Source organism: Gordonia sp. NPDC062954 (assembly GCF_044543825.1).
In the GTDB taxonomy this organism is placed as follows: domain Bacteria; phylum Actinomycetota; class Actinomycetes; order Mycobacteriales; family Mycobacteriaceae; genus Gordonia; species Gordonia tangerina.
Window position 1 is genome coordinate 17766 of sequence record NZ_JBITWL010000005.1, and the last position, 25308, is coordinate 43073.

General features: G+C 62.4%; 25 protein-coding genes. 17 read left to right on the forward strand and 8 right to left on the reverse strand.

Features of this window, described 5'->3' with window-relative positions:
- Window positions 1–74: 74 nt before the first annotated feature.
- From ACIGKQ_RS06855 to ligD, 12 genes are all read left to right on the forward strand, one after another.
- The gene (locus tag ACIGKQ_RS06855; RefSeq protein ID WP_075862395.1) at window positions 75–428 is read left to right on the forward strand and encodes a VOC family protein; all 354 of its coding nucleotides are present in this window, start codon (window positions 75–77) and stop codon (window positions 426–428) included.
- A gap of 11 nt (window positions 429–439) precedes the next feature.
- A complete protein-coding gene (locus ACIGKQ_RS06860; protein WP_396572888.1) occupies window positions 440–787 on the forward strand; it encodes an ArsR/SmtB family transcription factor in 348 nt (115 codons plus the stop codon).
- Complete coding sequence (locus tag ACIGKQ_RS06865; RefSeq protein WP_075862396.1) at window positions 774–1226, forward strand: SRPBCC domain-containing protein; 453 nt, start codon at window positions 774–776, stop codon at window positions 1224–1226. The genes ACIGKQ_RS06860 and ACIGKQ_RS06865 overlap by 14 nt, the downstream gene beginning before the upstream one ends.
- A 79-nt stretch (window positions 1227–1305) precedes the next feature.
- Complete coding sequence (locus ACIGKQ_RS06870) at window positions 1306–1683, forward strand: hypothetical protein (protein ID WP_396572890.1); 378 nt, start codon at window positions 1306–1308, stop codon at window positions 1681–1683.
- 13 nt (window positions 1684–1696) lie between these two features.
- Window positions 1697–2665: an ATP-binding cassette domain-containing protein gene (locus ACIGKQ_RS06875; protein ID WP_075862397.1), complete on the forward strand. Its 969-nt coding sequence runs from the start codon at window positions 1697–1699 to the stop codon at window positions 2663–2665.
- Window positions 2662–3477 (forward strand): ABC transporter permease, encoded by an 816-nt coding sequence (locus ACIGKQ_RS06880; protein WP_084813118.1) that lies wholly within the window; start codon window positions 2662–2664, stop codon window positions 3475–3477. Before ACIGKQ_RS06875 ends, ACIGKQ_RS06880 begins: the two co-directional genes overlap by 4 nt.
- 27 nt (window positions 3478–3504) lie before the next feature.
- Window positions 3505–5145 (forward strand): IS21 family transposase, encoded by a 1641-nt coding sequence (gene istA, locus ACIGKQ_RS06885; RefSeq protein WP_075862398.1) that lies wholly within the window; start codon window positions 3505–3507, stop codon window positions 5143–5145.
- A gap of 9 nt (window positions 5146–5154) precedes the next feature.
- Window positions 5155–5934, forward strand: a complete 780-nt coding sequence (istB, locus tag ACIGKQ_RS06890; RefSeq protein ID WP_075862399.1) for an IS21-like element helper ATPase IstB — start codon at window positions 5155–5157, stop codon at window positions 5932–5934.
- Window positions 5935–6053: 119 nt separating this feature from the next.
- Window positions 6054–6767 carry a helicase associated domain-containing protein gene (locus ACIGKQ_RS06895; protein WP_075862400.1) on the forward strand — a complete coding sequence of 238 codons (714 nt, stop codon included), beginning with the start codon at window positions 6054–6056 and terminating at the stop codon, window positions 6765–6767.
- Window positions 6768–6771: 4 nt separating this feature from the next.
- Window positions 6772–7476, forward strand: a complete 705-nt coding sequence (locus tag ACIGKQ_RS06900) for a helicase associated domain-containing protein (protein WP_075862401.1) — start codon at window positions 6772–6774, stop codon at window positions 7474–7476.
- Between the two features lie 191 nt (window positions 7477–7667).
- Window positions 7668–8756 carry a DUF1524 domain-containing protein gene (locus tag ACIGKQ_RS06905; RefSeq protein ID WP_396572893.1) on the forward strand — a complete coding sequence of 363 codons (1089 nt, stop codon included), beginning with the start codon at window positions 7668–7670 and terminating at the stop codon, window positions 8754–8756.
- Between the two features lie 311 nt (window positions 8757–9067).
- Entirely contained in the window at window positions 9068–10006 is a 939-nt protein-coding gene (gene ligD, locus ACIGKQ_RS06910) for a non-homologous end-joining DNA ligase (protein ID WP_262338815.1), read from the forward strand.
- Between the two features lie 88 nt (window positions 10007–10094).
- Here the strand turns inward: ligD and ACIGKQ_RS06915 are convergent, their stop codons facing one another.
- The 8 genes from ACIGKQ_RS06915 to ACIGKQ_RS06950 form a co-directional block, all read right to left on the reverse strand.
- Complete coding sequence (locus tag ACIGKQ_RS06915) at window positions 10095–10304, reverse strand: hypothetical protein (RefSeq protein ID WP_075862404.1); 210 nt, start codon at window positions 10302–10304, stop codon at window positions 10095–10097.
- Between the two features lie 767 nt (window positions 10305–11071).
- Window positions 11072–14098: a type I restriction endonuclease subunit R gene (locus ACIGKQ_RS06920; RefSeq protein ID WP_396572895.1), complete on the reverse strand. Its 3027-nt coding sequence runs from the start codon at window positions 14096–14098 to the stop codon at window positions 11072–11074.
- Window positions 14095–15315, reverse strand: coding sequence for a restriction endonuclease subunit S (locus ACIGKQ_RS06925; protein WP_396572897.1), 1221 nt, complete (start codon window positions 15313–15315; stop codon window positions 14095–14097). Before ACIGKQ_RS06925 ends, ACIGKQ_RS06920 begins: the two co-directional genes overlap by 4 nt.
- Window positions 15312–17741: a type I restriction-modification system subunit M gene (locus ACIGKQ_RS06930; protein WP_396572898.1), complete on the reverse strand. Its 2430-nt coding sequence runs from the start codon at window positions 17739–17741 to the stop codon at window positions 15312–15314. The genes ACIGKQ_RS06925 and ACIGKQ_RS06930 overlap by 4 nt, the downstream gene beginning before the upstream one ends.
- A gap of 200 nt (window positions 17742–17941) precedes the next feature.
- Window positions 17942–18883, reverse strand: coding sequence for a hypothetical protein (locus ACIGKQ_RS06935; protein WP_396572900.1), 942 nt, complete (start codon window positions 18881–18883; stop codon window positions 17942–17944).
- 7 nt (window positions 18884–18890) lie between these two features.
- A complete protein-coding gene (locus ACIGKQ_RS06940; protein WP_396572901.1) occupies window positions 18891–19634 on the reverse strand; it encodes an SDR family NAD(P)-dependent oxidoreductase in 744 nt (247 codons plus the stop codon).
- Window positions 19635–19698: 64 nt separating this feature from the next.
- A complete protein-coding gene (locus ACIGKQ_RS06945; protein ID WP_396572902.1) occupies window positions 19699–20307 on the reverse strand; it encodes a 2OG-Fe(II) oxygenase in 609 nt (202 codons plus the stop codon).
- Window positions 20308–20424: 117 nt separating this feature from the next.
- Entirely contained in the window at window positions 20425–21216 is a 792-nt protein-coding gene (locus ACIGKQ_RS06950; RefSeq protein WP_396572904.1) for a hypothetical protein, read from the reverse strand.
- 144 nt (window positions 21217–21360) lie between these two features.
- On the opposite strand from ACIGKQ_RS06950, the gene ACIGKQ_RS06955 reads away from it, so the two are divergent.
- The 5 genes from ACIGKQ_RS06955 (at window position 21361) to ACIGKQ_RS06975 (ending at window position 25205) form a co-directional block, all read left to right on the forward strand.
- Window positions 21361–21705 carry a hypothetical protein gene (locus ACIGKQ_RS06955; RefSeq protein ID WP_396572905.1) on the forward strand — a complete coding sequence of 115 codons (345 nt, stop codon included), beginning with the start codon at window positions 21361–21363 and terminating at the stop codon, window positions 21703–21705.
- Window positions 21702–21962, forward strand: coding sequence for a hypothetical protein (locus ACIGKQ_RS06960; protein ID WP_396572907.1), 261 nt, complete (start codon window positions 21702–21704; stop codon window positions 21960–21962). Before ACIGKQ_RS06955 ends, ACIGKQ_RS06960 begins: the two co-directional genes overlap by 4 nt.
- A 133-nt stretch (window positions 21963–22095) precedes the next feature.
- Window positions 22096–22533, forward strand: coding sequence for a hypothetical protein (locus ACIGKQ_RS06965; RefSeq protein WP_396572909.1), 438 nt, complete (start codon window positions 22096–22098; stop codon window positions 22531–22533).
- On the forward strand, window positions 22530–22724 hold the full coding sequence (locus ACIGKQ_RS06970) for a hypothetical protein (protein WP_396572911.1): 195 nt from the start codon (window positions 22530–22532) through the stop codon (window positions 22722–22724). Before ACIGKQ_RS06965 ends, ACIGKQ_RS06970 begins: the two co-directional genes overlap by 4 nt.
- A 357-nt stretch (window positions 22725–23081) precedes the next feature.
- The gene (locus tag ACIGKQ_RS06975; RefSeq protein ID WP_396572913.1) at window positions 23082–25205 is read left to right on the forward strand and encodes a type IV secretory system conjugative DNA transfer family protein; all 2124 of its coding nucleotides are present in this window, start codon (window positions 23082–23084) and stop codon (window positions 25203–25205) included.
- Window positions 25206–25308: the final 103 nt, after the last annotated feature.

Genomic DNA, 25308 nt, shown 5'->3' on the forward strand with positions numbered 1-25308 from the left:
GGGGTCGACCAGGAAGTCCAACGGGCCGCAGCACGGTCTTGACGCGTAGGTTTTTTCCTACGTAAGGTGGGGGCATGGCTATCAACACCGTGAAGACCGTGACCGTGTTCGTCTCCGACCAGGACCGTGCCCGCGACTTCTACGTCGACGCGCTCGGGCTCGAGGTGAGGACCGACCAGACGTTCGGCGAGAACCGCTGGCTCGAGGTCGGTGCCCCGAGCGGCACCACACTGGTGCTGCACAAGCCGTTTCCCGGGATGAGCGCCGGCGGCGGGCAGGGCATTCTGTTCGGCAGCTCGGACCTCGACGCCGACGTCGCACGCCTGCAGGAGGCCGGCGTGGTCGTCGACGGACCGAACGAGATGCCGTGGGCCCGGCAGGCCACCTTCTCGGACCCGGACGGCAACGGCTACATCCTGCAGGGCTGAGGTCGTCCAGCTTGCCACGCCGTCTCAAGAGCGGTCCGCTGGACGAGGTGTTCGGCGCGCTCGCCAATCCCACTCGTCGCGACATCCTTGACGCGCTCCTCGGCGGTGAGCACACCGCCGGGGAACTTGCCGGGAAGTTCGACATGGCTCGTCCCAGCGTCTCCGAACACCTCCGCGCGTTGCGCGAGTCCGGACTCGTGGAGGAGCGCCAGGAAGGCCGGCACCGCTTCTACCGCGTCACGGGAGAGCCGATGGCCGAGCTGATCGACTGGCTCACACCCTACGAGCGCTTCTGGCGCTACCGGATGACCGCCCTGGGCGGTGTGCTCGACGAAATGGACGACGATGACCACGCATGAAGACCTGACCCGGATCGAGGTCGACCAGTACTTCCCGCACCCGCCCTCGAAGCTCTGGCGGGCCCTGACGACGCCGGAGTTGATGGCGCAGTGGCTGATGCCCAACGACTTCGAACCCGTCGTGGGTCACCGGTTCACCTTCTGGGCACGCCCGGTCGCGCAGACCGGGTTCTCCGGTCGGATCGTGTGTGAGGTGCTTGACTTGCTGCCCCAGAAGATGCTCCGGATCAGCTGGGCTGACGCCGAGCAGCCCGACTCGATGGCCACCACCGTCACCTGGATGCTGCAGCCCGAAGGGAAGGGCACCCGCCTGTTCCTGGAGCACGCCGGCTTCGACCTCGACGACCCCACGCAGCAGCTCGCCCGGAAGTTCATGAACGGTGGGTGGCGCAGCCACGTCCTGCGTCGCCTCAGCGAACTGCTCCAGCACCTGCACTGATCCGCCCCCGATTCACCCGGCCCCAACCAACCACGGCTGACGCATGTCAGCGAACGGCCACGAACAAGGAAGGCCCACTATGGCACGCACGATCGCGGAGAAGCTCCAGATTAAGCCCGGCACCGAGCTGCTGCTCGGGCAGTCCTCACCAGAGCAGCGAGGGCTGCTCGACCCCCTCCCCGAGGACGTCACCGTCGTCGATGGGGTCGACCGCGACACCGGCGGCGTCGCGGTGATGTTCGCCCACAGCCGCGACGAGCTCGACTCGCTCTTGAATGACGTGTTGCCCAAGCTCACGGCCCCGAAGGCCGTGTGGATCGGCTACCCCAAGGGCAACAAGGCCGACATCAACCGCGACAGCATCTGGAAGCGCGCCGAGGAGTCCGGCTGGACGCTCAACGGCAACATCTCGCTCTCGGATACCTGGTCGTCGGTCCGTCTCAAGCCCATGAACTGATCGAGGGCTCGACATGACGACCGGACGGACGGAACCGACGCCGAGCGCAGACGTGGCGATCCAGGCACGAGGGCTGCGTATCGAGTACCCCAAGCGCACCGTGTTCGAGGAGTTGAACCTGAGCGCGCCCGCGGGGAGGATTACGGCGGTCCTGGGACGAAACGGCGCGGGGAAGACCACCCTGGTGCGTGCCCTCGCGACCCTCCAGCCCTACCGGGGCGGGTCGCTGCGCGTGTTCGGGCACGAGGTGCAGGACGAAGCCCAGACGGTCCGGGGAATCGTCGGACTGGCCGGGCAGCACGCCGCCGTGGTGGCCGAGCTGACCGGCGTCGAGAACCTCCGTATGGTCGCCCGCCTCTACGGGCTCTCGCTGAAGGAGGCCGGCGCGGCCGCGGCGGCGGTGATCGACGAGTTCGCGCTGGGCGAGTTCGTCGACCGGCGCGTCTCCACCTACTCGGGCGGACAGCGACGCCGCCTCGACCTGGCAGCGACGTTCGTGAACAGGCCGTCACTGCTGCTGCTCGACGAGCCGACCACCGGGCTGGACCCCCACAGCCGCAACAGCCTCTGGGAGTCCATCCGGACCTTGCCCGCAGAAGGCACGTCGGTGCTGCTGACCACCCAGTACCTGGAGGAAGCGCAGGCCCTCGCCGACGAAGTCGTCATCATCGACGCCGGCCGCGTCGTCCAGGCCGGAACGCCCCACCAACTGCGCCGCACGATGGCCACCACCAGGCTGCGCCTCGTTACCCACGAACCGCTGTCCGACGACGACTCCGCCGCGCTGGCCGCGCGACTCAGCGGCGAGGTGAGCGAACTGCGGGACAACGAACTGACGGTGACCGGCCAGTTCGACCTCGACACCGCACATCGTGCAGTGACCGAGCAAGGGATCCCGACGGACATCACCGAGTTCTCCGTGTCCCCGCCGACACTCGACGACGTCTTTCTCTCCATGACCGGAAGCGAGGCACGCCCATGACCGCCACCATCCCCACGACATCGGCCACCCGGCCCATCTCAGCCGGCCCTGCGGCGACCAGCGCCACGATCGCGTCGAAGACTCTAAAGGTGTTCCTCCGCGACCCGCAGGTCGTGTTCCCCACCCTGCTGCAGGGCGTTCTCTTCCTGCTCGTGTTCCGCTACGTCTTTGCCGGGGCGATCGACTCCGCTCCGCTGGCATACGTCGACTACATGACGCCCGGCATCATCACCACGACGCTGCTGTTCGGCTCGTCCCAGGCAGCGGTCACCGTCGCCAAGGAACGCTCCGCCGGGTTCACCGACCGCGTGCTGTCACTGCCGGTGGCCCGCGTCGGGATCACACTGGGACGGCTCGCCGCGCAGTCGACGATCGTGGTCGCCGCAGCACTCACAACGCTCCTCGCGGCCTTCATCACCGGCTTCAGACCCCACGCAGGCGTACGCGAACTCGTCTTGGCGTTGGCGATGCTGGTGCTCTACTCGGTCGCGTTCGCCGCGCTGTTCCTCGCACTCGGGTCAGCGGCCTCCAGCCCGGAGGCTGCCCAAGGGCTGGCGTTCATCGCGATTCCGCTCACCTTCATCTCCAGCGCCATCGTCCCCACCGCGTCGATGCCCAGCTGGCTGGCAGCCGTGGCCGACTTCCAACCGCTCACCCCCATGATCGACGCACTGCGCGGCCTCACCCAGTCCAACCTGATCGGCGTCGACCAAACCTCCCTGATAGCCGCCCTCGCCTGGTCGGCCGGGATCCTGCTGGTCTCGGTGATCATGGCAGTCCGTCTCGCGCCGCGGACCAAGGCGCTCAACTAACCGCAACCCCCTGCGGACACCGACGTCATGGCGCGTGAAGCACGAACGTCCCGTGTCGACCTCTACGCAGCAATTCGACGCGATGCCAAGGAGGGCCTGTCGAAACGGGCACTGCAACGCAAGCACGGGGTCGGGTACCGCACAGTAGCGGCAGCCTTGGCCTCGGCATGGCCCAAGGAGCCCAAGCCGCCACCGAAGAGAGGGTCGCGGCTCGACCCCTACCGGCCAGTGATCGACGTCTGGCTCCGCGATGACCTGGACGCGCCGAGGAAGCAGCGACACACCGCGAAGCGCATCTTCGACCGGCTGCTCGACGAGCACGACGCCATTGGAGTGGTGTCGTACGGGATGGTGCGCGACTACGTCGCGACCCGTCGCCGCGAGATCCGCATCGAAACCGGGCGGGAGCCCGTCACCACGTTCATCCCGCAGACCCACCTGCCCGGCCGCGAGGGCGAGGTTGACTTCGGCGAGGTCGTCGTACGGCTGCGCGGAGAGCTGGTGACCTGCACGCTGTTCAGCCTGCGACTGTCCTACTCTGGGAAGGCCGTCCACAGGATCAGCGCCTCAGCCGGGCAAGAGGCGTTCTTCGAAGGCCACGTCCACGCCTTCCGTGTCCTGGGCGGGGTACCGACCGGGAAGATCCGTTACGACAACCTGAAGGCCGCCGTCGCGTCCGTGATCGGGTTCTCCCGTCAGCGGGTCGAGGCGGATCGGTGGACCGCGTTCCGCTCCCTCTACGGGATCGAGGCGTTCTACTGCCAGCCAGGGATCACCGGCGCGCACGAGAAGGGCGGCGTCGAGGGCGACATCGGCTGGTTTCGCCGCAACCACCTCGTCCCCATCCCAGAGGCCGACTCCATCGAGCAGCTCAACGCCATGGTCGACGCCTGGGACCGCAGCGACGAGCAACGCAGGATCGCCTCACGCGCGCACACCATCGGCGAGCACTTCGCAGCCGAGCAACCACTCCTCGCTGCGCTCCCGACCGAGCCGTTCGAGACCGGCCGATGGTTCACCCCGCGGGTCGACAGGTTCGCTCAGGTGAGCGTCCGGATGAACAAGTACTCCGTGCCCGCCCGCTACGTCGGTCGCCAAATCAGGGTCCTGCTGCATGCCAGCGAGCTGGTCGTCTACGACGGCCACAAGGTGGTGGCGCGCCACGAGCGGCTGATGACCAAGGGCGGTGTCCAGCTCGACCTGGACCACTACCTCGAGGTCCTCCTCCGCAAACCCGGAGCGCTCCCCGGAGCCACTGCCCTCGAGCAAGCCCGGAAGACCGGCCGGTTCACCCCAATACATGACGAGTGGTGGGCCGCGGCCTGCAAGACCCATGGCGATGCCGAGGGCACCCGCGCCCTGATCGAGGTCCTGCTCCTGCACCGACACCTCGCGCACGAGCATGTCGTCGCCGGGCTAGCCGCCGCCCTGCGAGCCGGTGGGCACACCGCCGACGTCGTCGCACTCGAAGCGCGCAAGGCCGAAGACAAAACCCACGACAACAGCGGCGCGCCCGACTCCGCGGTCTCCCCTCGAAGCGACCCCACCGTGATCGCGTCGCTCACCGAACGGCGACTACGCAAGCCCTTGCCCGTCGATATCCGCCCGCTGCCGACCGTCGACCAGTACGACCAGCTGCTACGACGCCGATCTCGCGCCCAGGAATGAAGGAGCCCCATGACCCGCCGCCGAGGCATGACTGAAGAAGCCGCCGATGCTTCCATCGACCAGGCGTGCCGCATGCTGCGGCTGCCGACCATCCGCCAAGGCTTTGCCGACGGCGCAGACCGGGCGGCAGCCGAGCAGATGTCCTACCGCGGGTTCCTCGCAGAGCTCCTCCTTGCCGAGTGCGACGACCGGGCTCGCCGCCGCTCCGAGCGACGGATCAAGGCCGCGAAGTTCCCCCGAGAGAAGTCCCTGCGGGCCTTTGAGTTCGACGCCAACCCCAACATCGACCCCGCCACCATCCACACCCTCGCCAAGTGCGACTGGGTCAAGAAGGGCCAACCCCTGTGCCTCATCGGCGACTCCGGCACCGGCAAGTCCCACCTGCTCATCGCACTCGGCACCGAGGCCGCCATGGCCGGCTATCGGGTCAAGTACACCCTCGCCACGAAGCTCGCCAACGAGCTCGTCGAGGCCGCCGACGAGAAGACCCTGTCGAAAACAATCGCCCGCTACGGACGCGTCGACCTGCTATGCGTCGACGAGCTCGGCTACATGCAGCTCGACCGACGAGGTGCCGAACTGCTGTTCCAGGTCCTCACCGAACGCGAGGAGAAGGCATCTGTCGCGATCGCGTCCAACGAGTCCTTCTCCGGGTGGACCAAGACGTTCACCGACCCGCGGCTCTGCGCCGCCATCGTCGACCGCCTCACCTTCGGCGGCACCATCATCGAAACCGGCACCGACTCCTACCGACTCGCCCACACCAACCGGCGACTCGCCCAGCAGTAACACGGGTCGCGAAGTGGTGTCGAACGAAGCCGACACTCCTACCCCATTCGGTGCCCAAGTGGTGTCGAGCGAGACCGACAAACGGTGTCAGGCGAAACCGTCATGGCCACTGTGCCGCAATGCCGAGCGAGCATGAGCCTGGCTCGGCCAGCCGTGGTGGTGCCTACGATAATCTCTTCGAGTCCGGGATCGCGCACCTGCACCGCTACACCGCCGTCCACGGCACAAGCTCGCCGGCCCGCGATGCGACGATCGACGGCTTCGCGATCGGTTGGTGGGTCGTCAACCGCCGTGCCGAGTGCCGGCGGGGTCGGTTGTCGGCCGAGCGGATCCGCCGCCTCGAAACCGAGTTTCCCGGCTGGGTGTGGAATGTGCGTGACGCGATGTTCGACGTCGGCGTGACCCATCTGCGCAGGTATGCCGCCGTCCACGGCACGAGCAACGCCGGAGAAGGAGATGTGATCGACGGTTTCGAGATCGGTACCTGGGTCGCGTCCCGTCGCGCCGACTACCGCAAAGGCCGACTGTCGGCCGAGCGGATCGCGCGTCTGGAGTCCGAGTTCCCGGACTGGCGGTGGCTGCCTCAGGACGAGGCCTTCGCGGCCGCGTTCGAGACCGGTCTGTCTCACCTCCGCCGCTACGTTTCCGCCCACGGGACCAGCCAGATCCCTCAGCGGGATGTGATCGATGGGTTCCCGATCGGTATCTGGGTTGCCACCCGTCGCGCCGACTACCGCAAAGGCCGATTGTCGGCGGAGCGGATCCGCCGCATCGAGACCGAGTTCTCGGACTGGCGGTGGACGGTACGACCCGCCGCCACGAACAGGCGGTGACGCCATGCCCAGCGAGCACAACACGGTCCCGGCCGCTGACCGCCGACGTGCGGACGATCGGCGGTTCGGCACCGGGATCGCGCACCTGCACCGCTACGTCGCCGTGCATGGTTCGAGCTCGCCGGCCCGCCACGCGACAATCGACGGATTCAAGATTGGCGCCTGGGTCGACAGTCGCCGCACCGACTACCGGCTAGGCCGGTTGTCCGCGAAGCGGATCGTGCGCCTCGAGGACGAGTTCCCGGGTTGGCGGTGGACTGTGCTTGATGCCGCCTTCGCGACCGGGATCGAACATCTGCGGTGCTACGTCGCCGCACACGGCACCAGTAATGCCCGTCAGCACGACGTGATCGAGGGTTTCGCGATTGGCCAGTGGGTCGCCAATCGCCGCACCGACTACCGCAAAGGACGGTTGTCGGCCGAGCGAATTGCACTGTTCACGAACGAGTTTCCGGATTGGCAATGGAACCCGCAGGACGCGGCATCAGCGGCCGCTTTCGAGACCGGTGTCGCACATCTGCACACCTATCGCGCGGCGCACGGCACCAGCTCGCCGGCCCGCCTCGAGGTTATCGACGGCTTCAAGATCGGCCAGTGGGTCGCCAACCGTCGGGCCGACTACCGTAAAGGCCGGTTGCCGGCCGAGCGGATCCGCCGCATCGAAACCGAGTTCCCCGACTGGCGATGGACCATCCGCACCCGCACTTGATCAGACAGCGCCAAGGCAACGGATTCAAAATCCGTCCAGTGTCAGTTCGAGTACGGCCGGGGGCACTGAAGCAAACGTGGGACGGGATTGTCCGGTTTCGTAACGTTGTCCGAGTGGGTTGCTATAGCTAGGTGACATTGCATCGGCCATTGCGCGCCGGTCGCCGTTTTCGTGAAAGGCTCTCCCGCTCAATGGCTATGCCACAGCTCTCCCCTGCCGTCTCCTCGACAGAGTCGCCGGCCACCCCTTCACCTCGCAGGATTCGCCCTCGGGTCCTGGTCGGTAGCTGCGCCGCTGTCCTGGCCCTGACGTTGGGGGCGTGCGGGACGACCGAGACGATCACCGAGCGGGTCGCTGACACCTCGACCTTGCCGGCGACCTCGACCTCGGACGCCCCGACGTCGGAGGTGTCGTTGCCCACGGCGACACCGGTGGTCACTGTGTCGGCGGCACCGGCCGCGAACAAGGCGCTGGCGACACTGGACACCCTCGCGGTGAAGGGACGCGCACCCAAGACCGGATATGACCGTGCGCTCTTCGGGCAAGCCTGGACCGACGACGTGAACGTCGACAGCGGCCACAACGGGTGCGACACCCGCAACGACATCCTGCGCCGCGACCTCACCAACATCGTGCTCAAGCCCGGCTCGAACGGCTGCGCCGTCCAGTCCGGGACACTCGCCGACCCCTACACCGGTCGGACCATCACCTTCACCCGTGGTCAGCAAACCTCCTCGGCGGTGCAGATCGACCACGTCGTCGCTTTGTCGGATGCGTGGCAGAAGGGCGCACAACAGCTCTCCCCCGCTCAACGGGCCGACTTCGCCAACGATCCGCGCAACCTGCAAGCCACCGACGGTCCCACCAACCAGCAGAAGGGCGACGGTGACGCCGCGACCTGGCTGCCGCCGAACCGTTCCTACCGCTGCACCTACGTCGCCCGTCAGGTCGAGGTCAAAGCCGCCTACAAGCTGTGGGTGACCCAGGCCGAACGGGACGCCATCACCCGCGTCCTGACCAGTTGCGGCGCCGCGGTCCCGGCACCGACGACCCGCCAGGTTCCCAACACCCGTACCTCGACGGCGACGCCGATCCCTGAGCCGAGTTACACCCCTCCGACGACGACTTACACCCCGCCGCCGGCGGCTGGGGCGCCGTCGTCGGTCTACTACGCCAACTGCTCGGCAGTCCGCGCCGCGGGCGCGGCCCCGATCTACGCCGGCCAACCCGGTTACAGCAGCAAGCTCGACCGCGACGGCGACGGCGTCGCCTGCGAGTAGCGCTGACCGTCAGCGTCACTCGAGAGGAATACCGCGAGTTGGTCCGCCGTTGAGTGGTGTGACGGTGGCGGGCTCATTGCCCCGGGCCTCACCCCTTTTCGCCGCTGCGTGCGGCCACTCGCCGAGAGGCGCACTGACCGGCACCGTCCATCTACACACTGAGGCCGTCGACCCACTCGGGTCGGCGGCCTCAGTCGTCAACCAGCACTACCGTCTCTGCGGTGATGCGGACGCGTTCGATCACGGCCTGAGGATAGACACCGACCGGTGGGTGAGCGAGGACAGTGGAGCGTATGGCTTCGATGGCGCCGATGCTCGCGACCCCAGGTCGGGCTCCGTCAGGTTCGGGCTGGTCGTGGGAGATGAAATATGACGGTCAACGGTGCACAGCCCGGGTTGCCGGCGGTGAGGTGTTGCTGTTGAGCCGCAACCTGAGCCCGATCACCTCGACGTATCCCGAGATCACAGCTGCTCTGCGCACGGCGAGCGGTGGCCGCGACGTCGTGGTCGACGGTGAGATCGTGGCCCTCGACGCTACGGGGCGACCGTCGTTCTCGCTTCTGCAACGTCGGATGCACACCCCACGGCCGGGCCGCCGGCTCCTCACCGACGTCCCGGTCGCGTTCTATCTGTTCGACGTCCTGGAGCTCGACGGCACAGACGACGTTGCACCGCTGCCCTACCTCGAACGCCGGGAACTGCTCGACTCCGCGATGACGAGCACCGGGGCGGTGCAGGTCACCCCGTATTGGCCTGACAGCTCGGCTGAACCGATGCTGGAGCTCGCGAAGCAATTCCGCTTGGAGGGCGTGGTCGCCAAAAGGCGGGCGTCGAAGTACCTGCGCGGCCAACGGTCGCCGTCGTGGGTGAAGGTCCCGCTGCGGCTGAGCGCGGAAGTGATCGTGTGCGGGTGGACCGGCGGCCCGACTGCGGTGCGGTCGCTGCTGGTGGGCGGGTATCGGCCGTCAGGTGAGTTGGTCTACCTCGGAGAGGTGGGGACCGGATTCACCAAGCAACAGCGCCGCGAGATCGCCGACCTGCTCGCCGCGGTGGCCCACCCTGGCCATCCGTTCACCGCAGAACACTCCCCTACGAGGATCAGCAACGTGCGATGGGTGAAGCCGGTCCTAGTCGGCACCATCGAGTACCGCGAGATCACCCGCCGCCTCCGACATTCCTCATGGAAGGGCTTCCGCACCGACAAAACCCCAGACGAAGTGATCTGGCCCGAACCCGACGATAGGTCCTGACCTCGACTGTCCCCGGACGGCACGCAACCACACCGGATTCTGGGGCAACCGACCCGACCGGGGAAGGCGGCAGCGCAGCGCAGCGCAGTCAGCTTGTGTCTTCTACGAGTTGCTCGACCTGGCCGCCAACCTCGGAGGCGTACGCCTGGGCTTCGGCCGCTTCATCGTCGGTATAGACCCGAACGTCGGCCGGCCGGCCGGGTGGCCGCACGATCAACGTCAGCTCACCCATCGTGACGCGACCCCGTTTGGGCGCGACCCGATTAGTGGGGCCGACCCCGTCGGTATTCTCGGTCATTGCTCGGTGGCATCCTCTCGCGGTCGCAGGGCCTCGGGCGGTACCCACATCGTGATGGTCGCGGACGAGACGTGGTTGGCGCTCTCGACCGGCATCTGACATATACCGCGCCACAACCCATTTGAGAGCTGCAACCAAGCCAAGAGGGACGCGGGCATGGTCGGCTCGATGCGCGCGCCGGATGCGCGTACTCGCAACGACACTCCCCCACCGGCCGCAAATGAGCGCCCGCACGACGGGTCCGCGATCGCCATGTCGATCAGCACGGGCCGCGGTGGGTCGAACACGCGGAGTGTCCGGGTGTCGGGCCAGTGATCGAACATGTTGACAGTCTAGCCGCGCTAGTCGAATGGGTGTTCGATGGTGGTGTAGTCTGTTCGCGTGGGCGGGGGTGTGCCCGGATCGGGAAGTCCGGGGCCGCACGCACCCCCGCCACTTCAGCCCCTTGTCCCACCTGACGACGTGACGACGTGACGACGTGACGACGTGACGACGTGACGACGTGACGACGTGACGACGTCAGGTTTTTGCGGCGCACATGAGTCTGTGGCCACCACCCAGCCCGAATCCTTGTCCCCTAAACGGCTGCACCCCGCCCCACCGGTGCGGTGGGGCGGGGTGCAGCCTGGGTGTGGAGTGTCTAGCGGACGTAGTTCAGGGTGAATTGCCATCCGCCGGAGGTCTTGGTGCACGGGGAGACCGAGAGGTTGGGGCTGGGGTACGGCGCAAGCTTGCCCTGCGCCCGTAGCGCTGCTCGTCGAGACGTTCTACGGGTAAGGAGCATCCAGATGGATGAGCGGCCGCGGTTGCATGTGACCCAACGCGCCATCCTCACCGAAGACGCCAACGGTGTGTGGACAGGTCGGTACGGCGGCGAAGACTGGTCTGTCACCGCCGAGTCGAAAGAAGGCGCGCTCGAACGTCTGCGGGTAGTCGGGGTAGCTGTGACCGGTTCCTTCGCCAGTGCCGAGCTTCTTGGCAGCTTCCAGCAGCTTGGCCAGGTACGCCTGGTAGTCGATGGCCTGTTGGCGGCGCTCTTCGATGATGGCGTCGAGCAGCTCGCTCATCTTGTCGTAGTACTTCGGGTTCATGGCATGCTCGTCGATGATCACTTTGCGCATGTTGTTGGTGATCGTCTCTGCGACCGCTTCGGGGTCCTTCTTGATCCCGGCTGGCAGCTTACCGATCGCGCCCGCACCAAGCTTGACGATCAGATCGACCAGGCCGGTGTTCTCGAACTCGGACACGACTTCGCTGGCGTCGGCACGGATGTAGGTGTCGAGCAGGTAGCGCATCCCGGCTTCGTACTGCTTGAAGTCGATGTCTTCGCCCGCGCCGAGCTTCACCTCGGCACGTACATCGATGTAGTGCGCAATCTCTTTCTTGATGGCCGCAGCCTCGGCTTCGCTGTAGCCGGCGTCGGTCATCTCGTTGGCAAGGTTGCTGTAGGCACGCGATACCGCCGACACCGCTTTGTACAGTTCGACGCGCTTCGGCTCATTTGCCTTGAGTTGCTCGGCATTGCCCTGATCCTTGGCACAGAAGTACTGCTGATACTGCAGCGTGCCCTTCGGCGGTGCGACGGGCTCGACGAGTGCGCGGATACGTTCGAGTGCGTCGTCGAGGTCCTCGCGCGACTTCTCGATGCGATCACTCAAGAGGCCGTCGATGTCCTTCTTCTCGTAGCCGTCGAGAGCGCCCGAGGTGTAGTCGGTGATCGCGTCTTCGAGTGAGTTGAACAGGTCTTGGTAGTCGACGATGTAGCCGTAGTCCTTGTCTTCGCCGTCGAGTCGGTTGACGCGGCAGATCGCTTGGAACAGCCCATGATCGCGCATCTTCTTGTCTATGTAGAGGTAGGTAGCACTCGGTGCGTCGAAGCCAGTCAGGAGCTTGTCGACCACGATCAGCAGTCGCATCTGCCCGGGGCTTTTGACGAACTGCTCTTTGACTTCTTTCTCGAACTGCTCGACCTTGCTCATCGCGGCGTCTTCGGACTCTCCGAAGTAGTCGGCCAGCATGCGCCGGTAGATATCGTACTGGCGCAGTTTCTCCGTCTTGCCTTCGCCGGAGTCTTCTTTGGAGATGTCGCTGGCGTTCGGGGTGTAGCTGGTGACGATCGCGCACTTGCCCTTGAGGTCTGTGGCGTTGAACAGCTCATAGAACTTGCAGGCTTGGTAGATCGACGAGCCGACCAGCATGGCATTGCCGCGCTTGTCCATCAGTCGGGGCTTCGTCTCCATGTCCATCAGGATGTCGTCGACGATCTGCCGGGCTCGCGGCTCGCTCGACACGACCTTCTGCATCGTGCCCCAACGCTTCTTCAGCTCGGCCTTCGACAGACCGGTCATGCCCTTGGTCTTGGCTTCGAACCACTTGTCGACCTTCTCGGGCGAGGTGAGGTCCTGATCGATGTTGCGAGCCTCGTAGCGCAGGTCGAGCACCACGCCATCCTCGACGGCTTCGTCGAACTTGTAGGTGTGGATGAACGAGCCGAAGGTCTCGATGCTGGTGGCCTTGTCCGCCTTCAAGAGTGGTGTGCCTGTGAAGCCGATGAACATGGCTCCGGGGAGCAGTTCTTTCATGGCGGTGTGCATCTTGCCCGACTGTGTGCGGTGCGCCTCGTCGACAAAAACGAAAATGTTACCCTTGGCCTTGAAGTCCTTCGGGATCGTGGCGTTGAGCTCTTTGATGAAGTCCGCGGTCGCATCATTGTCGTCAGCGTCGGTGTCTGCGCCACGGAACTTATGCACTAGCGAGCAGATCAGCCACTCTTCGGATGCGTTGAGGGTGCTAATCAGGTCTGAGCCACTTTTTGTGCGGTAAATCTGCTCGTTGACACCGTTGAACACGCCCTCGATCTGGTCGTCCAACTCGGTGCGGTCGGTGATCAGCAGAACCCTCGCATCGTCCTGATGTTCCCGAATCCACTTGGCCAGCCACACCATCGTCAAACTCTTGCCTGAGCCCTGCGTGTGCCAGATGATGCCGCCCTCACGCTTGGCGATCCGCCCTTGAGCGGCTTTCACGCCGAAGTACTGGTTGTGACGCGGGCCTTTCTTGACGCCCGCGTCGAAGACGATGAAGTCATGGATCAGCTCAAGGAAGCGCTCCTTGCTGCACAGTTGCAGCAGCGCGCGGTCGAGCGGGTCCTCGATATCTGACGGCTCTTTCCATTCCAGCCAGTACTTCTCAGGGGTGTCGATCACGCCGTAGCGCAGTCCTTCGACATCGTTGCCGGCAAGCACAAACTGAACCGTCGAGAAGAACGAGCGGATGAACTGCTTGTCCTGGTTGCCAATCGTCTGCCGAATGCCTTCGGAGACTGCGACTTTCGACCGCTTGAGCTCAAGCGTACCTAGCGCGAGACCGTTCACATAGAACACGATGTCAGGGCGCTTGGTGTGCTCCCCGGCGATCGTGACCTCCTCGGCCACCGCGAAGTGATTGGCCTCGGGCGTGGCCCAGTCGACGAGCCAGACAGTCTCGAAGTTCTCACCGGCACCCGGCTGCACCTTCACGCCGTAGCGGAGCAGGCTATAGACATCCTTGTTGGCTTCGTACAGATCGTGGCCAGCACCCACGGCTGCAGCCTTGTCGAGCTTGTCGAGAGCCCGATTGATCAGATTGCCGTCGTACCCCCGTGCGTTGAGATTCTGAACTAGTAACTGCCGCTCGATATTCGAGTTTCCCGCCCGACCTTCCCAGTTGCCAAGATATTCGTAGCCAAGCTGCTCGCGGAACAGCTGGACGACGCGATCCTGGGCTTTGCGTTCAACCTGTCCGACATCGCTCATGACGTAGCCTCCACCGGCAGGCGGGTGCGGCCGGTCAGAAGTTGCTGCATCATGCCGGTCTTGATTGCACGAGCTTTTTGAAGCCTGCTTTCAAGACTGCCCAGTTCGGCATCCAGATCAGAGTATGCCTTACCGATTCGACGTTGCTCCTCGATCGGCGGAAGGCTGACCTGAATACCCTTAAGAATTGCAGTGTTTAGCGATGGCATCGTCTGGCCGACTGCAACTGTCTTCACCGCCCTGATAAAACGATTGGAGTGAAATTGCGCACTCATAAATACTGGATCCGCGATGGTTCGATCAAACCGTACTCGAAGAAGACGGCCAGAAAAAAGCCATCCAACTTCGTTCGACGAAACTAAAGCATTGCGATCAATTGACCCAACACGACTAAAGACAATGTCACCTTCGGCCAGGGCATATGCCTTCAGGCGGTTTCGATCGCTATCTGACACCATCGGCGCACCCCTGCCTTGGATGTCGCGACTACCAAGATGCTCTACCGTAATTATCGGTGTCCCGTGAGCGACGTAATCTCTTTCATGTAGCGAACTCCCGAAAGGCCCGGTCTTTACGCTTGCAACTTGTCCAACTGTCGCGGTTCTCCACCGCCGTGTGCATCCGGGCAGCCGGGTGCGGCCGGTTAGGAGCTGCTGCATCATCCCCTGCTTGATCGCCTGCTTCTTGGCGATGAGGCGTTCGAGGGTGGCGATCAGATCGTCGGCATTCGACATTGCTTGAATTACGGCGCGCTGCGTCCCCTCATCGGGAACCCATACGGGGAGACGCTGAAGGAGTTGCGTGTTGAGCACACCAGTGCCGCTTCCCGCAGAAGACACCAGGTTGCGAATCTCTGCACTCCGGGCCTGAAGCGCGAAAAGCAGAAACTCGGGAAGAACACCAGACTTAGGCACTAGGGCCTTCACATCCTGGTTAAAACTGACACGACGCTGCGCCAGTCCGATGCGCGTCTCTCTGTGAAGCGCCATCCCGCGAACTAGTACGAGTGTCGCACCTACAGGAGCCAACTTGCTCCCAGCGCGAAGCCCAGCCTCGGTAAGATATTGATCTGATCCAACGATGCGCGAACCCTTTAGGGTTGCTGCACTGATCCACGGGATCGCGCCGTTCCAATACGCGGGATTTGAGCGATTCGGCGTGCCGCCCGAAGACCAGGTCGTAATAGAAGCTAGGGGGAAGTTTTCGGACGCGCTCATCTGACCCCCATTGCGGCGAGATGGTTGGCGACCTTGGCTTCGAGCTTCTCCAGCTCGGTGTCGAGGTCGTTCACCGTCTCGGCATATCGTTCACCGAGCTGCTGGATGCGTGCTACGAGGTCGAGCGTGAGTGCCTCGACTTCGCCCGCGATGCCATGCACGGCAGTTGCGTGCCATTTGCCATCGAGCACCAGCGTCTTGATCTCATCCTCAGTCAGATCGCCATACTTCTTGAGGGTCGCGAGATCAAGTGCAGCCTGGGCGTCCTTCGCGGCTTTCTTGATGGCGGTCTCGGTGTTGTACAGCTTGGTGGCGTGCTGAAGAGCCTGAATCTCATCGGGGTCGCCGCTCCGTTTGATGGTCTTGAGCCGCGCAGCGACAAGCGCTTTGGTGATCTTGTCATCGTCCATCGCATCGGCAAGCAGGCCGTCCTCGACGGCGTGTTCTTCGACGTACTCCTCGACGGCGCGCGTCGCCTCCTCGGCCGCAACCGTGAGCGCGTCGACCTTGGCCCTCTCGTCCGTGAAATATCGCGCGACGATGAGTGCAGGCGGGATGAGGTCCATCTTGTACTTCTGAGCGTTCTTGCCAGAGCCGATGGTGAGGTCAGGTTCCTCGGTGAGTTTGCGCTCTTTGTCATTGATCGTCAGTCGAGGCTTGGCGGCGTTGAGCCAGCCGTCGGCCATGATGAGGTAGACGTCGTCGTGCATCGTGTCGTGCCAGTAGGTCATAAGCTGCTCGTATGCGTCGTACTCGTCGAGCAGCGGGACTGGTTTGAAGCGCTCCAGCAGGTCGTCCCCGATCGTGGCGATGAGATCGTTGGGCTTGGTGTCAGCGTCGATCGCAGCTAGGGCGTCTCTGTGTGCGTCGAACCAATCCGTTGAGATCGATCGTGCTTCATCGGCGAGCTTCTGAAACTCAGGCGAGTCGAGGATTGACTGTTGCACTTTGCCGACATCCAAGGTCAGGTCGCTATAGCCGGGACGGTTCGCCTTGAAGAGCTGCGCGCGTAGCTGCGGAAACGCCTGCCAATAGTCGTCGAGCAGGTCGAGGTCGCGATCCGGGATGCCACCGTGGAAGTGTGCGTGCAGATCCTGAAGATCCTCAGGCTCGGATGAGTCGATGTAGCGAGGAATGTTGAGGTTAAAGTCATTCTTCGGGTCGGCGATCTCGCTCATCGGCACCATGCGCGAGTACCGATCGATCTCCCGCTGGTTGTTGAAGGTGTCGACGATCTTGTGGATGTCCTGACTCCGGAGGCGGTTCTTGTTGCCGTCCTTGATGAAGCCCTTGGACGCGTCGATCATGAACACACCGCTACGTCCGACCGCGTTCTCCTTGTCGAGGACGACGATGCAGGCGGGAATGCCCGTGCCATAGAACAGGTTGGCGGGCAGACCGATGATGCCTTTGACGAACCCATGCTGCAGGAGGCGCTTACGGATGCCGGCTTCCGTGTTGCCTCGAAACAGCACGCCGTGCGGCAGGATGATCGCGCCCTTGCCGGCGCTCTTGAGTGATGTCAGCGCGTGCAACAGGAAGGCGTAGTCGCCATTCTTCTCAGGCGGTCGGCCGTACTCGAAGCGGCTGTAGTCGTTCTCGAGGCCGTTGTTCCAGGACTTGACCGAGAACGGCGGGTTCATGACTACGAAGTCGAAGGTCTTGAGGTGACTCCCCGCCGCCGTCTGCGGGCTCGTGATGGTGTCGCCCTTGTAGATCTCGGCGATCTCGTTGCCGTGCAGAATCATGTTCATCCTGGAGAGTGCCCAGGTGGCGTTGTCCTTCTCCTGGCCGTAGACCGACATGCCGCGTGGTGCCTCGGCTGCCGCCTTGAGCAGCAGCGAGCCAGAACCACAGGCCGGGTCGTAGACAGTCTGATCCTGGCGGGTCTGCGTGCCGATGCCGACGACCTTGGCGAGGATGCGCGAGACCTCGGCCGGGGTGTAAAACTGGCCCTTGCTCTTGCCGGACTCCGTGGCGAAGTGACGCATGAGGTACTCGTAAGCGTCGCCGAGCAGGTCATCGCCCTCGGCGCGGGAGCCGCGGAAATCGAGGTCATTGAAGATCGTGACCAGCTTGGAGAGACGGTCCACCATCTCCTTGCCCTTGCCGAGCTTCTCCTCGTCGTTGAAGTCGGCCAGGTCGATGACGTTGCGCAGTTCGTTGGCGTCGGCAAGCTTGGCGATGATCTTGTTGAACTTGTCGCCGATCTCCTTGTCGTTCTTCGCGCCCAACATGTCGTCGAACGACCCACCGTCGGGTACGTCGATCAGGCTGGCTGAATCAGCCTTCGCCTTGTCGGAGACGTACTTCACGAACAGCAGCGTGAGGATGTAGTCCTTGTACTGCGAGGCATCCATGCCGCCTCGAAGCTGGTCGCAACTTGCCCACAGGGATGAGTAGAGGTCCGACTTCTTGAGTGCCACAGCTGGTCTACCTTTGTTTTCTCCAGGCATACTCTGATGCCATTTTACCACCAGTTCGAACAAATGTGCGAAGAATCACGCGGCTTGGCACCAGTCTTGTGAGATCCATGTGAAACTCCAAGAGATATTTTTAAGGTGCGAACGAGTCTTGTCGAGATGCTTAAACAGGACACTCCAGACTGGGTTGACATGCTCGGAAATCAGTCCGATTCAGAGAGTGGCCTCTGTGGGGCGCACATCACCTTTAAGCTCTCGAACGTCTGTTTACTAGCAGCTATCAACTGAGGAGCCATTACTACGTGCCCGCGCGCCGTCCCATCCTCCGAGTGATCATCAATTAGAATCACGTCGTTATCGAACGCAATCAATCCGTCACCAACTAGCTTCAGAATCTCGGCATCCCGCTTTTGAATCGCGTTTACATCACCGAAGTATATCTGCAGGTTACCGCCACACGACAACTGCCTCCTTACGGGTTCGAGTGTTGAACGAGCCCGCTCCCAGATGTCACGCTCACACAGAAAGATCCTCTCCACTTGGACACCTCGCTTCGCCGCCTCCAGGTTGAGTTTCAGAAAATCACTTTCCTCTGGCGAGTTATCCCACTCACAGTCCATCATTCGCGATACTGCCCAGATGTTACTCCCTGCACTCGTAGAGGCTATACGCGGCAATAGCCAGCGATAGTACTCCGAAGTTAGCATTGTGCGGGACCGTTTATCCCGCAGCAGGGAATCCAGCTCCCTTTCCAATTTTATTAAGGATTCATTTTTCTGCCATGCCAGTTCGCTTTCGGTTATGTGTACATACTTATCAACTACGGCCCTAAGCATCGCATCGTTACATGAATCAGATATGTCAATCAGCTCGCCAATTCGAGCCACGCTTTCCTGGTTCCTCTCTAAAGACGCTTCGATCGGGCTAATAGCTGCCCTAAAATGAGATCTAAGCACGTATCTATGATAGATAAGGAGCGCTCCCACAATCCAGGTAATCTGCCCGAGATCTTCTAGGTCAAAGACCCAGAATAGAAGCGCCCCCAGACCTGCAGCAGGGATTAACTCAGCCCAGAACTCCACATCTTTGAGAACGTTATTGCCTTTGAAAGAACTGACGCCCTTCGCTGGAACCAAATCGGCCATTATTCAGCTACTGATCTGAAAAGGAGTCGAAGTACTCAAACTTCGAGATGGTATCAACACCCGTGTAGCCACCATCGGCAAATACTGTCGTACCATTTACGAACGACGACTCCGACCCCAATAGCCAGCTCACCGTCGCAGCGATCTCTTCGGGAGACCCCAGTCGCCCCATCGGTGTTACTTCGCGGGACCTATTGAAGACCTCGTCGGTATCCATAACTCCACCAATCCAGCCTGCAGCGACAGAATTGTAGCGTGTGCGGCCAGCCGCCACATTGGCGAGCGACTTTGTCAGATTGTGCACAGCGGCCTTCGTCGCAGCATACGCATGCGCGCCGAAGGAGCCGGTGTTCGCTTCACTACTGGTTACGAATACCACCGAACTACAGCTTGGCCAAAATGTCTGCGCGGCGTGACCGATGATCTTTGGGGTAGTCAAGTTCGCCGCCAAGCTCTTCTGCCAACTATCGATGTCGAAACTGGTCGCACGCTCCATAGTGAAATACATGTCAGCATGAATGGCAGCGTCAATATCGGTGATAGCAGTCACCTTATCGACGGTTTCCTGCGGATCAAATGTATTTATCGAGATCCACTCAACGATCTTATTCTTCTCGCGAAACTCTGAGGTCTCATCAGCGTCGGCTGGGTTGTACACACCTACTACTGAGTTCTGCTCGGCAATTAGCCTGGTAGTCACTGCCTGGCCGATGCCTGGCTTTGCGGCACCAAAGACGATGATTCGCGCCATCACTTCTCCTCTATATGCTACTTTACAAACTTATTATAAATCATAAAACCGCAACTCACATACTCTAGTCTTCGCCAAATAGGTGCCTATTCAAGTCGGAAGGTCGCGCTGATTCAGGAGAATCAGCTGTGTAAAAATTCATCGCAACGACAACCCTGGGACCCTTCGAGCCGATTGCAAGCTCGCGCACATAATGAGGGCGCTCACGCGCATCGAAGAATACTAGATGTCCTGCCACTGGATATACCACTGATGCATCTGAGTCTATTTCTGATACTCCGATCGCGTTTTCGTTGTTTGCTACGACCAATTCTCCGCCACTGCCCTTCGGGTGGTCTGTTACATACAGCAGGCCCTCAATTGGATTCGAGTCGACATGCGCCTCGTAGCGCCGGCCGGGGTATTGAACGTTGATATTGATCGATATCCGAGTATCCTCTGCACACTTCACAGGCGTCTTAAACTGCATTTCTGCGAGTTCGCGAAATGACGTCCGATACAGTTGGTCGAGCCATGGTGCTTCATTTGCGAGCTTGAGGCCGCCTACGGTACTTACATCTACACTTTCGACTGTTCTGTCTTCTCTCGACGTGACAGATGTCGGCTTCAGCGACCGCTCCATCGCGGATGTCTCGGCAATTCTAAGGAGAATTGTGCACCAGTCAGCAGGCATCAGAGACGTTACATCGTAAGTGTGCCAGCAGAATAGTCGACGTGCTCGTTCGGTTGATTGTTGCATCAATCTAGACGCTCCATCTTGTTCATTACCATGTACGACACATTGACAGATCTACTCGGACCATTTGACAAGGTTAAGGATGCCCTCTAGATTGAACTCAGCTGCACCCGAATTGATACTTTGGCCGTAGTCATCTAAAAAACGCCGAACAGTGCCCTTCAATCGGATAAGAGCATGAGACCGGTCCCGCATCGCTTCCTCTAACTTGTCCTGACTTAGGCTGGGCTCGGTCAAATCGTATGGCCAGTGCTTCAACCGCTCCACACGCAGAACTTCTGCGCGAAACACGTAGACCTCCGACCACAATCGTGAGAGTGCCTCCTCGCGCATGGCCTTGTCATGGCTCGCGACGTCACCAACTGCGATGTACGGCGTATCTCCGGTAATTTCCAATGGTTCTGCCGTTGGCGTCGTTCGCGGCACATAATTTTGTGAGTCGCTATGCAATTGACGAGCTAATTCACGCACAATCCTCGGCTCGATACGCTTACGAAAATGGTCAGATTCGCGATGCATTGCTGCCGCAGCGCGCTCTCTGCGCTGCGTAAGAGTCAGGCCGCGAACGCCTTGTGCAAGCCCGAACACTATCCGCGCAGCTTCGCCTAGGGAGTCGTCCGGATAGTGCACCAGCAGCCGAGCGATTAGCTCGTTTAGTGCCTTGATGCGGCTCAACCGATCTTGCGGGATGACAGATCGTGCAACGACACCACGAAGCGCCAAGACGCTCATGTCGTCGAAGTCGTAACTAACTGGCAGACCCGCTTTGAGAATCTCCTTCAGGGGTTCGACAAGGTCGTCTAGAGGCGGCGGGTGCTTCTGCACAGGGAGCTTCGTCGACGTCACCAAGCTCCTCTCGCAGGTCAGAGTTACGACAGTGAGAGCCCAGTATATGCCCACTTCGCGACCTTGAGTATGTCCTCCATTCGGCTGAATCGTAAGCGGCGTCCGGTAGTCCCGGATACCCCCGATTCACGAAGGAGCCGTCCAGTGTCATCGATCGAGCCCTACACGCAGCCCCTACTCCCGAGCCGATCAATCCCTCGAGGCCGGCTGTCCCGTCAGACCGCCCGTGACCTCGCGACCATCAACTACTCGACCGAGATCAGCACCGCACGTGTGTCGGCAGCCGGTGAGATTCAGCAGGCGCGGATCGATGCCGTCGCCCGCGCTGGTGCGTACGCGATGCAGCAGGTCGCGCTGGTGTCACAGATGCAGCAACAGCTCGCGCTCGCGGCACCGGCAGCGTCCGGTGATCTCGACTTCATCAAGACCATGACCGTCGTAGGCATCGGCCAGATCGTCGCCGACACGAGCAGGGCGGTGAACCGGTGATAACCACGTTCGTGATCATCCTGGCGGCCATCGCCACGATCTTGGCGATCCTCTACCTCGTCGGCTTCCTTATCGACATCTTCGACGAGTCCGACCGCCAGATCGAGATTGCCCGCGTCAATCGGGAACGTCGGCAGGCCGAGGCAAAAATCAACCGTCTCACCTCGTCGGCGATTCAGCAGATGACCAAAGCGGCCGCACCGCACGGCGTCTTCTGCCAGTGCGCACGGTGCGTCGGGCGAGGAGGTCAGAAATGACCGACACGGCGCCCGATCTCGCGGTTACGACACTCGGAGTTCAGTCCGACTACATCTGTACCGAAGAGATTGATCAAGCCAGGCGGAGGCTGACACGCTGGGTCTTCGCCACCGCGACCACGAAGGTGCGGGAATGCGGCTTCGCCTGGACGCCACGGCCGGACGCTCCGTCGACTTATCCGGAGTTGTGCGCCGCATACTCCCGCTCGGCGCAGTCGGGCGGGTCGATGCCGGTGTCGTCGGAAACTCGGCCTCGGTCATCCTGACCTCGCCCGATGCCAACTTCGCCTGGCGCTTCGTGCACGACATAGCACACGTTGAACGTGGCCTCAGCTTCTCACTACCCGACGAGTACGAGCTGGCATTGTGGCACCTGTCCGAACTGGAGCGAGACGGGTTCAGCACTGACAGCTTCGAGTACGCCTTCCTGAAGGCCGACACGCTCGGCCAGGTGATCATTAACGCGGTAGTTCGTCGGTTCCCGGCCGATCAGGAGCTGTTCGACCTCGAGTGCCAGCTGTACGGCTTCGAGCAGGGCATTCTGCGTGAGATCCGCCGGGAGTCGTCGTGAGTGACGGCCCCGGCGGGCTCGGAGGCCGGCTGCTCAACGCTTGCATTGCAATGTTCGTCAGCGCCTTGGCGCTCTACGGGGCGATCTACATCCTGCAAGCGATCTGGGTTCCGCTCTGCATCACCATCGCGACCGTCGCCATTGTCGGAGGATCTTGTGCACTCATTTATCGACATTTTCGACGCTGGTAGTTCAGATTCAACCGAGTTCCAGCCGGTGTTGTGGAATGCGCAGGACATATTGACCGCTGCATTCGTGCAGCTCATAGTAAGGGCATGGCCGCTGCATAAATGCAGCACACCAATTGCCATTCAAATCACCAGCTAACCACCGAAAGGAGGGTGTATTTACTATGTCCAAAAAACATTCACGCACATCGCAACCGCTGAAGCGTGGCAGGAATCGGCACCTACGGATTCGCGGCCAACTTCGCTCCGACCCAGATCTGGGGCGGATTGCCCGCACGGTGGTTGCGATCGCCGTCGCCCAAGCCGAGAAGGAAGCGCAGGAAGAGGCCGAACGCCGCGCGGAGCGCCAGGAGACTGGCGATGAATGAGGCCAACCGTCTGGTCTTCGTCACGTTGTCGATCCCCGCTCCGCTCGCGATCGAGGCCGCGCACGCCGCCGTCGTCGCCTTGGCGGGACTCAGCGGGCAGCCACAGATCGTCATCGAGGCGCTCGGCAGCAATCGCCAAGTGCGGTGGCGGATCGGGATGCCGATGCGCCGCCGCCACCAGGTGATCGAGGTACTGCGGACTCATCTCCCGGGTCTTGTCGTCGACGATCCCAAGCCGCTTGCAGTCGGGCCGCGGGCCGATGTCGCGGCGAAGGTCCGCGTCCGGTCACGGTCTGCGGTCGAGGGGCCGCTCGCTCACGAATCCACTGAATCTGTCACGCGAGGGCTCCTCGGTGCTCTCGCGATCGCCGGACAGCATGAGCGCGTCTACCTTCAAGTGTTGCTCGGACCACGCAAGACCCCTCAGCTCCCGCCCCACCAACTACGCGGCGGTGACCGCACACTCGCCACAGCCAAGCTCCGCGAGTTTCGGTTCGGGTGCGTCATCCGTGTCGCGGCAACAGCCGCAGATGACGACCGAGCCCGATGCCTGGCGGATCGTGCCATCGCCGCGGTTCGCGGATTGAGCGCACCGAACGCCCAGCTCACCGCCACCCGCGTGGCTCCTACGTCATTCGACCGCGCTCGCGCACCGTGGTTCTGGACGACGACGCTGAGCGTCAGTGAGGTCGTGGCGCTGACGGCCTGGCCCATCACTCACCGCGACGCCGCACCGCTTCCCGGCGTGCCATCGCGACACCCGAAGCTACTCCCCACCTCAACAACTACGCCGAAAGAGGGCCGCATAGTTGGGGTTTCGACCGCACAGCCACAGCGACCAATCGCTATCTCGGTTCGCGATTCACTCTCCGGAATCGCCATCACCGGCCCGACCGGCGTCGGTAAATCGAACCTACTTGGCCAATTTGCGCTAGCCGATATCGAGGCAGGACGCGGACTTGTCGTGATCGATCCCAAGGGCGACCTGATCGACGACATCCTGCAGCGCGCCGACGAATCTCGACTCGACGACATCGCCGTCCTTGACGCCACCGACCCCGCACCGATCGGCATCAACGGGTTGGTCGGCTCGACTGACCCCGATCTCGCTGCCGACACGATCCTCGGCGTGTTCCATTCACTGTGGGCCGACGCCTGGGGTCCTCGCACTCAAGACGTCCTGCACGCGAGCCTGCTGACGCTCGCCCGGCGCGGTGACGCTTCGATCGCGATGTTGCCGCTACTGCTCACCAATGCCGGATTCCGACGCTCGATCGTTGGCCGGGTAACCCGCGAAGACCCGATGGGCCTCGGCGGATTCTGGGCGTGGTGGGAAGGACTCAGCGAGAACGAACAAGCTCAGGCCACCGCACCCCTACTTCGCCGAGTTCGTCCGATCCTGCTGCGTCCGGGCCTACGTGGCATCCTCGGCCAGCGGCGTCCGAATTTCGATCTCTCCGACGTGTTCACCAAACGCCGCATCCTGCTGGTCAGTCTGGAGAAGGGCAAGATCGGCCCCGAAGCTGCCGCCTTGCTCGGTTCTCTGATCGTTTCGCAGCTCTGGACTGCGACCCTCGCCCGGGCCTCACAGCCACCAAAGTCGCGGCACCCGGTCACGATCCTGATCGACGAAGTCCAGGACTATCTCCGGCTCCCCGGCGAAATCGGCGATGCTCTGGCGCAAGCTCGCGGGCTTGGCGTCGGCTACACACTCGCGCACCAGCACCTCGGCCAGCTCCCCAAGTCGATCCGCGAAGCCGTCACCGCAAACGCCAGGACGCGCATCGCCTTCCAACTCAGTCACCCTGATGCCCGCGAGTTCGCCAGCCTCACCAGCGGCCAGCTTGAACCCGCCGACTTCGAAGCGCTGCCCGCCTACCACGCGTACGCCCAGATCCTGCACCAGAACACGCCCGGCCCATGGATCAGTGTCACCACCACGAAGATGCCCGACCCCGTCCGGTCCGCCGAGTCAATCCGACGATGCTCCCGCGAGCGCTACGGCCGGCCACTCAGTGACGTCGAAGCCGATCTGCTGTCACTCACCGAACGCCGATCCTCCCGCGAATCCTTCGGCCGCACCAAGCGATCCGACACAGAAGGGGGTGCGTCATGACCAGCTACACCCCAGGACAGGGCATTCCATCCGCTATTCCGGCCGGCTCATCCGCCACATCCTCGTCGTCGCAGGTCAGTCGCGAATCCGTGCGCGGTCGGGG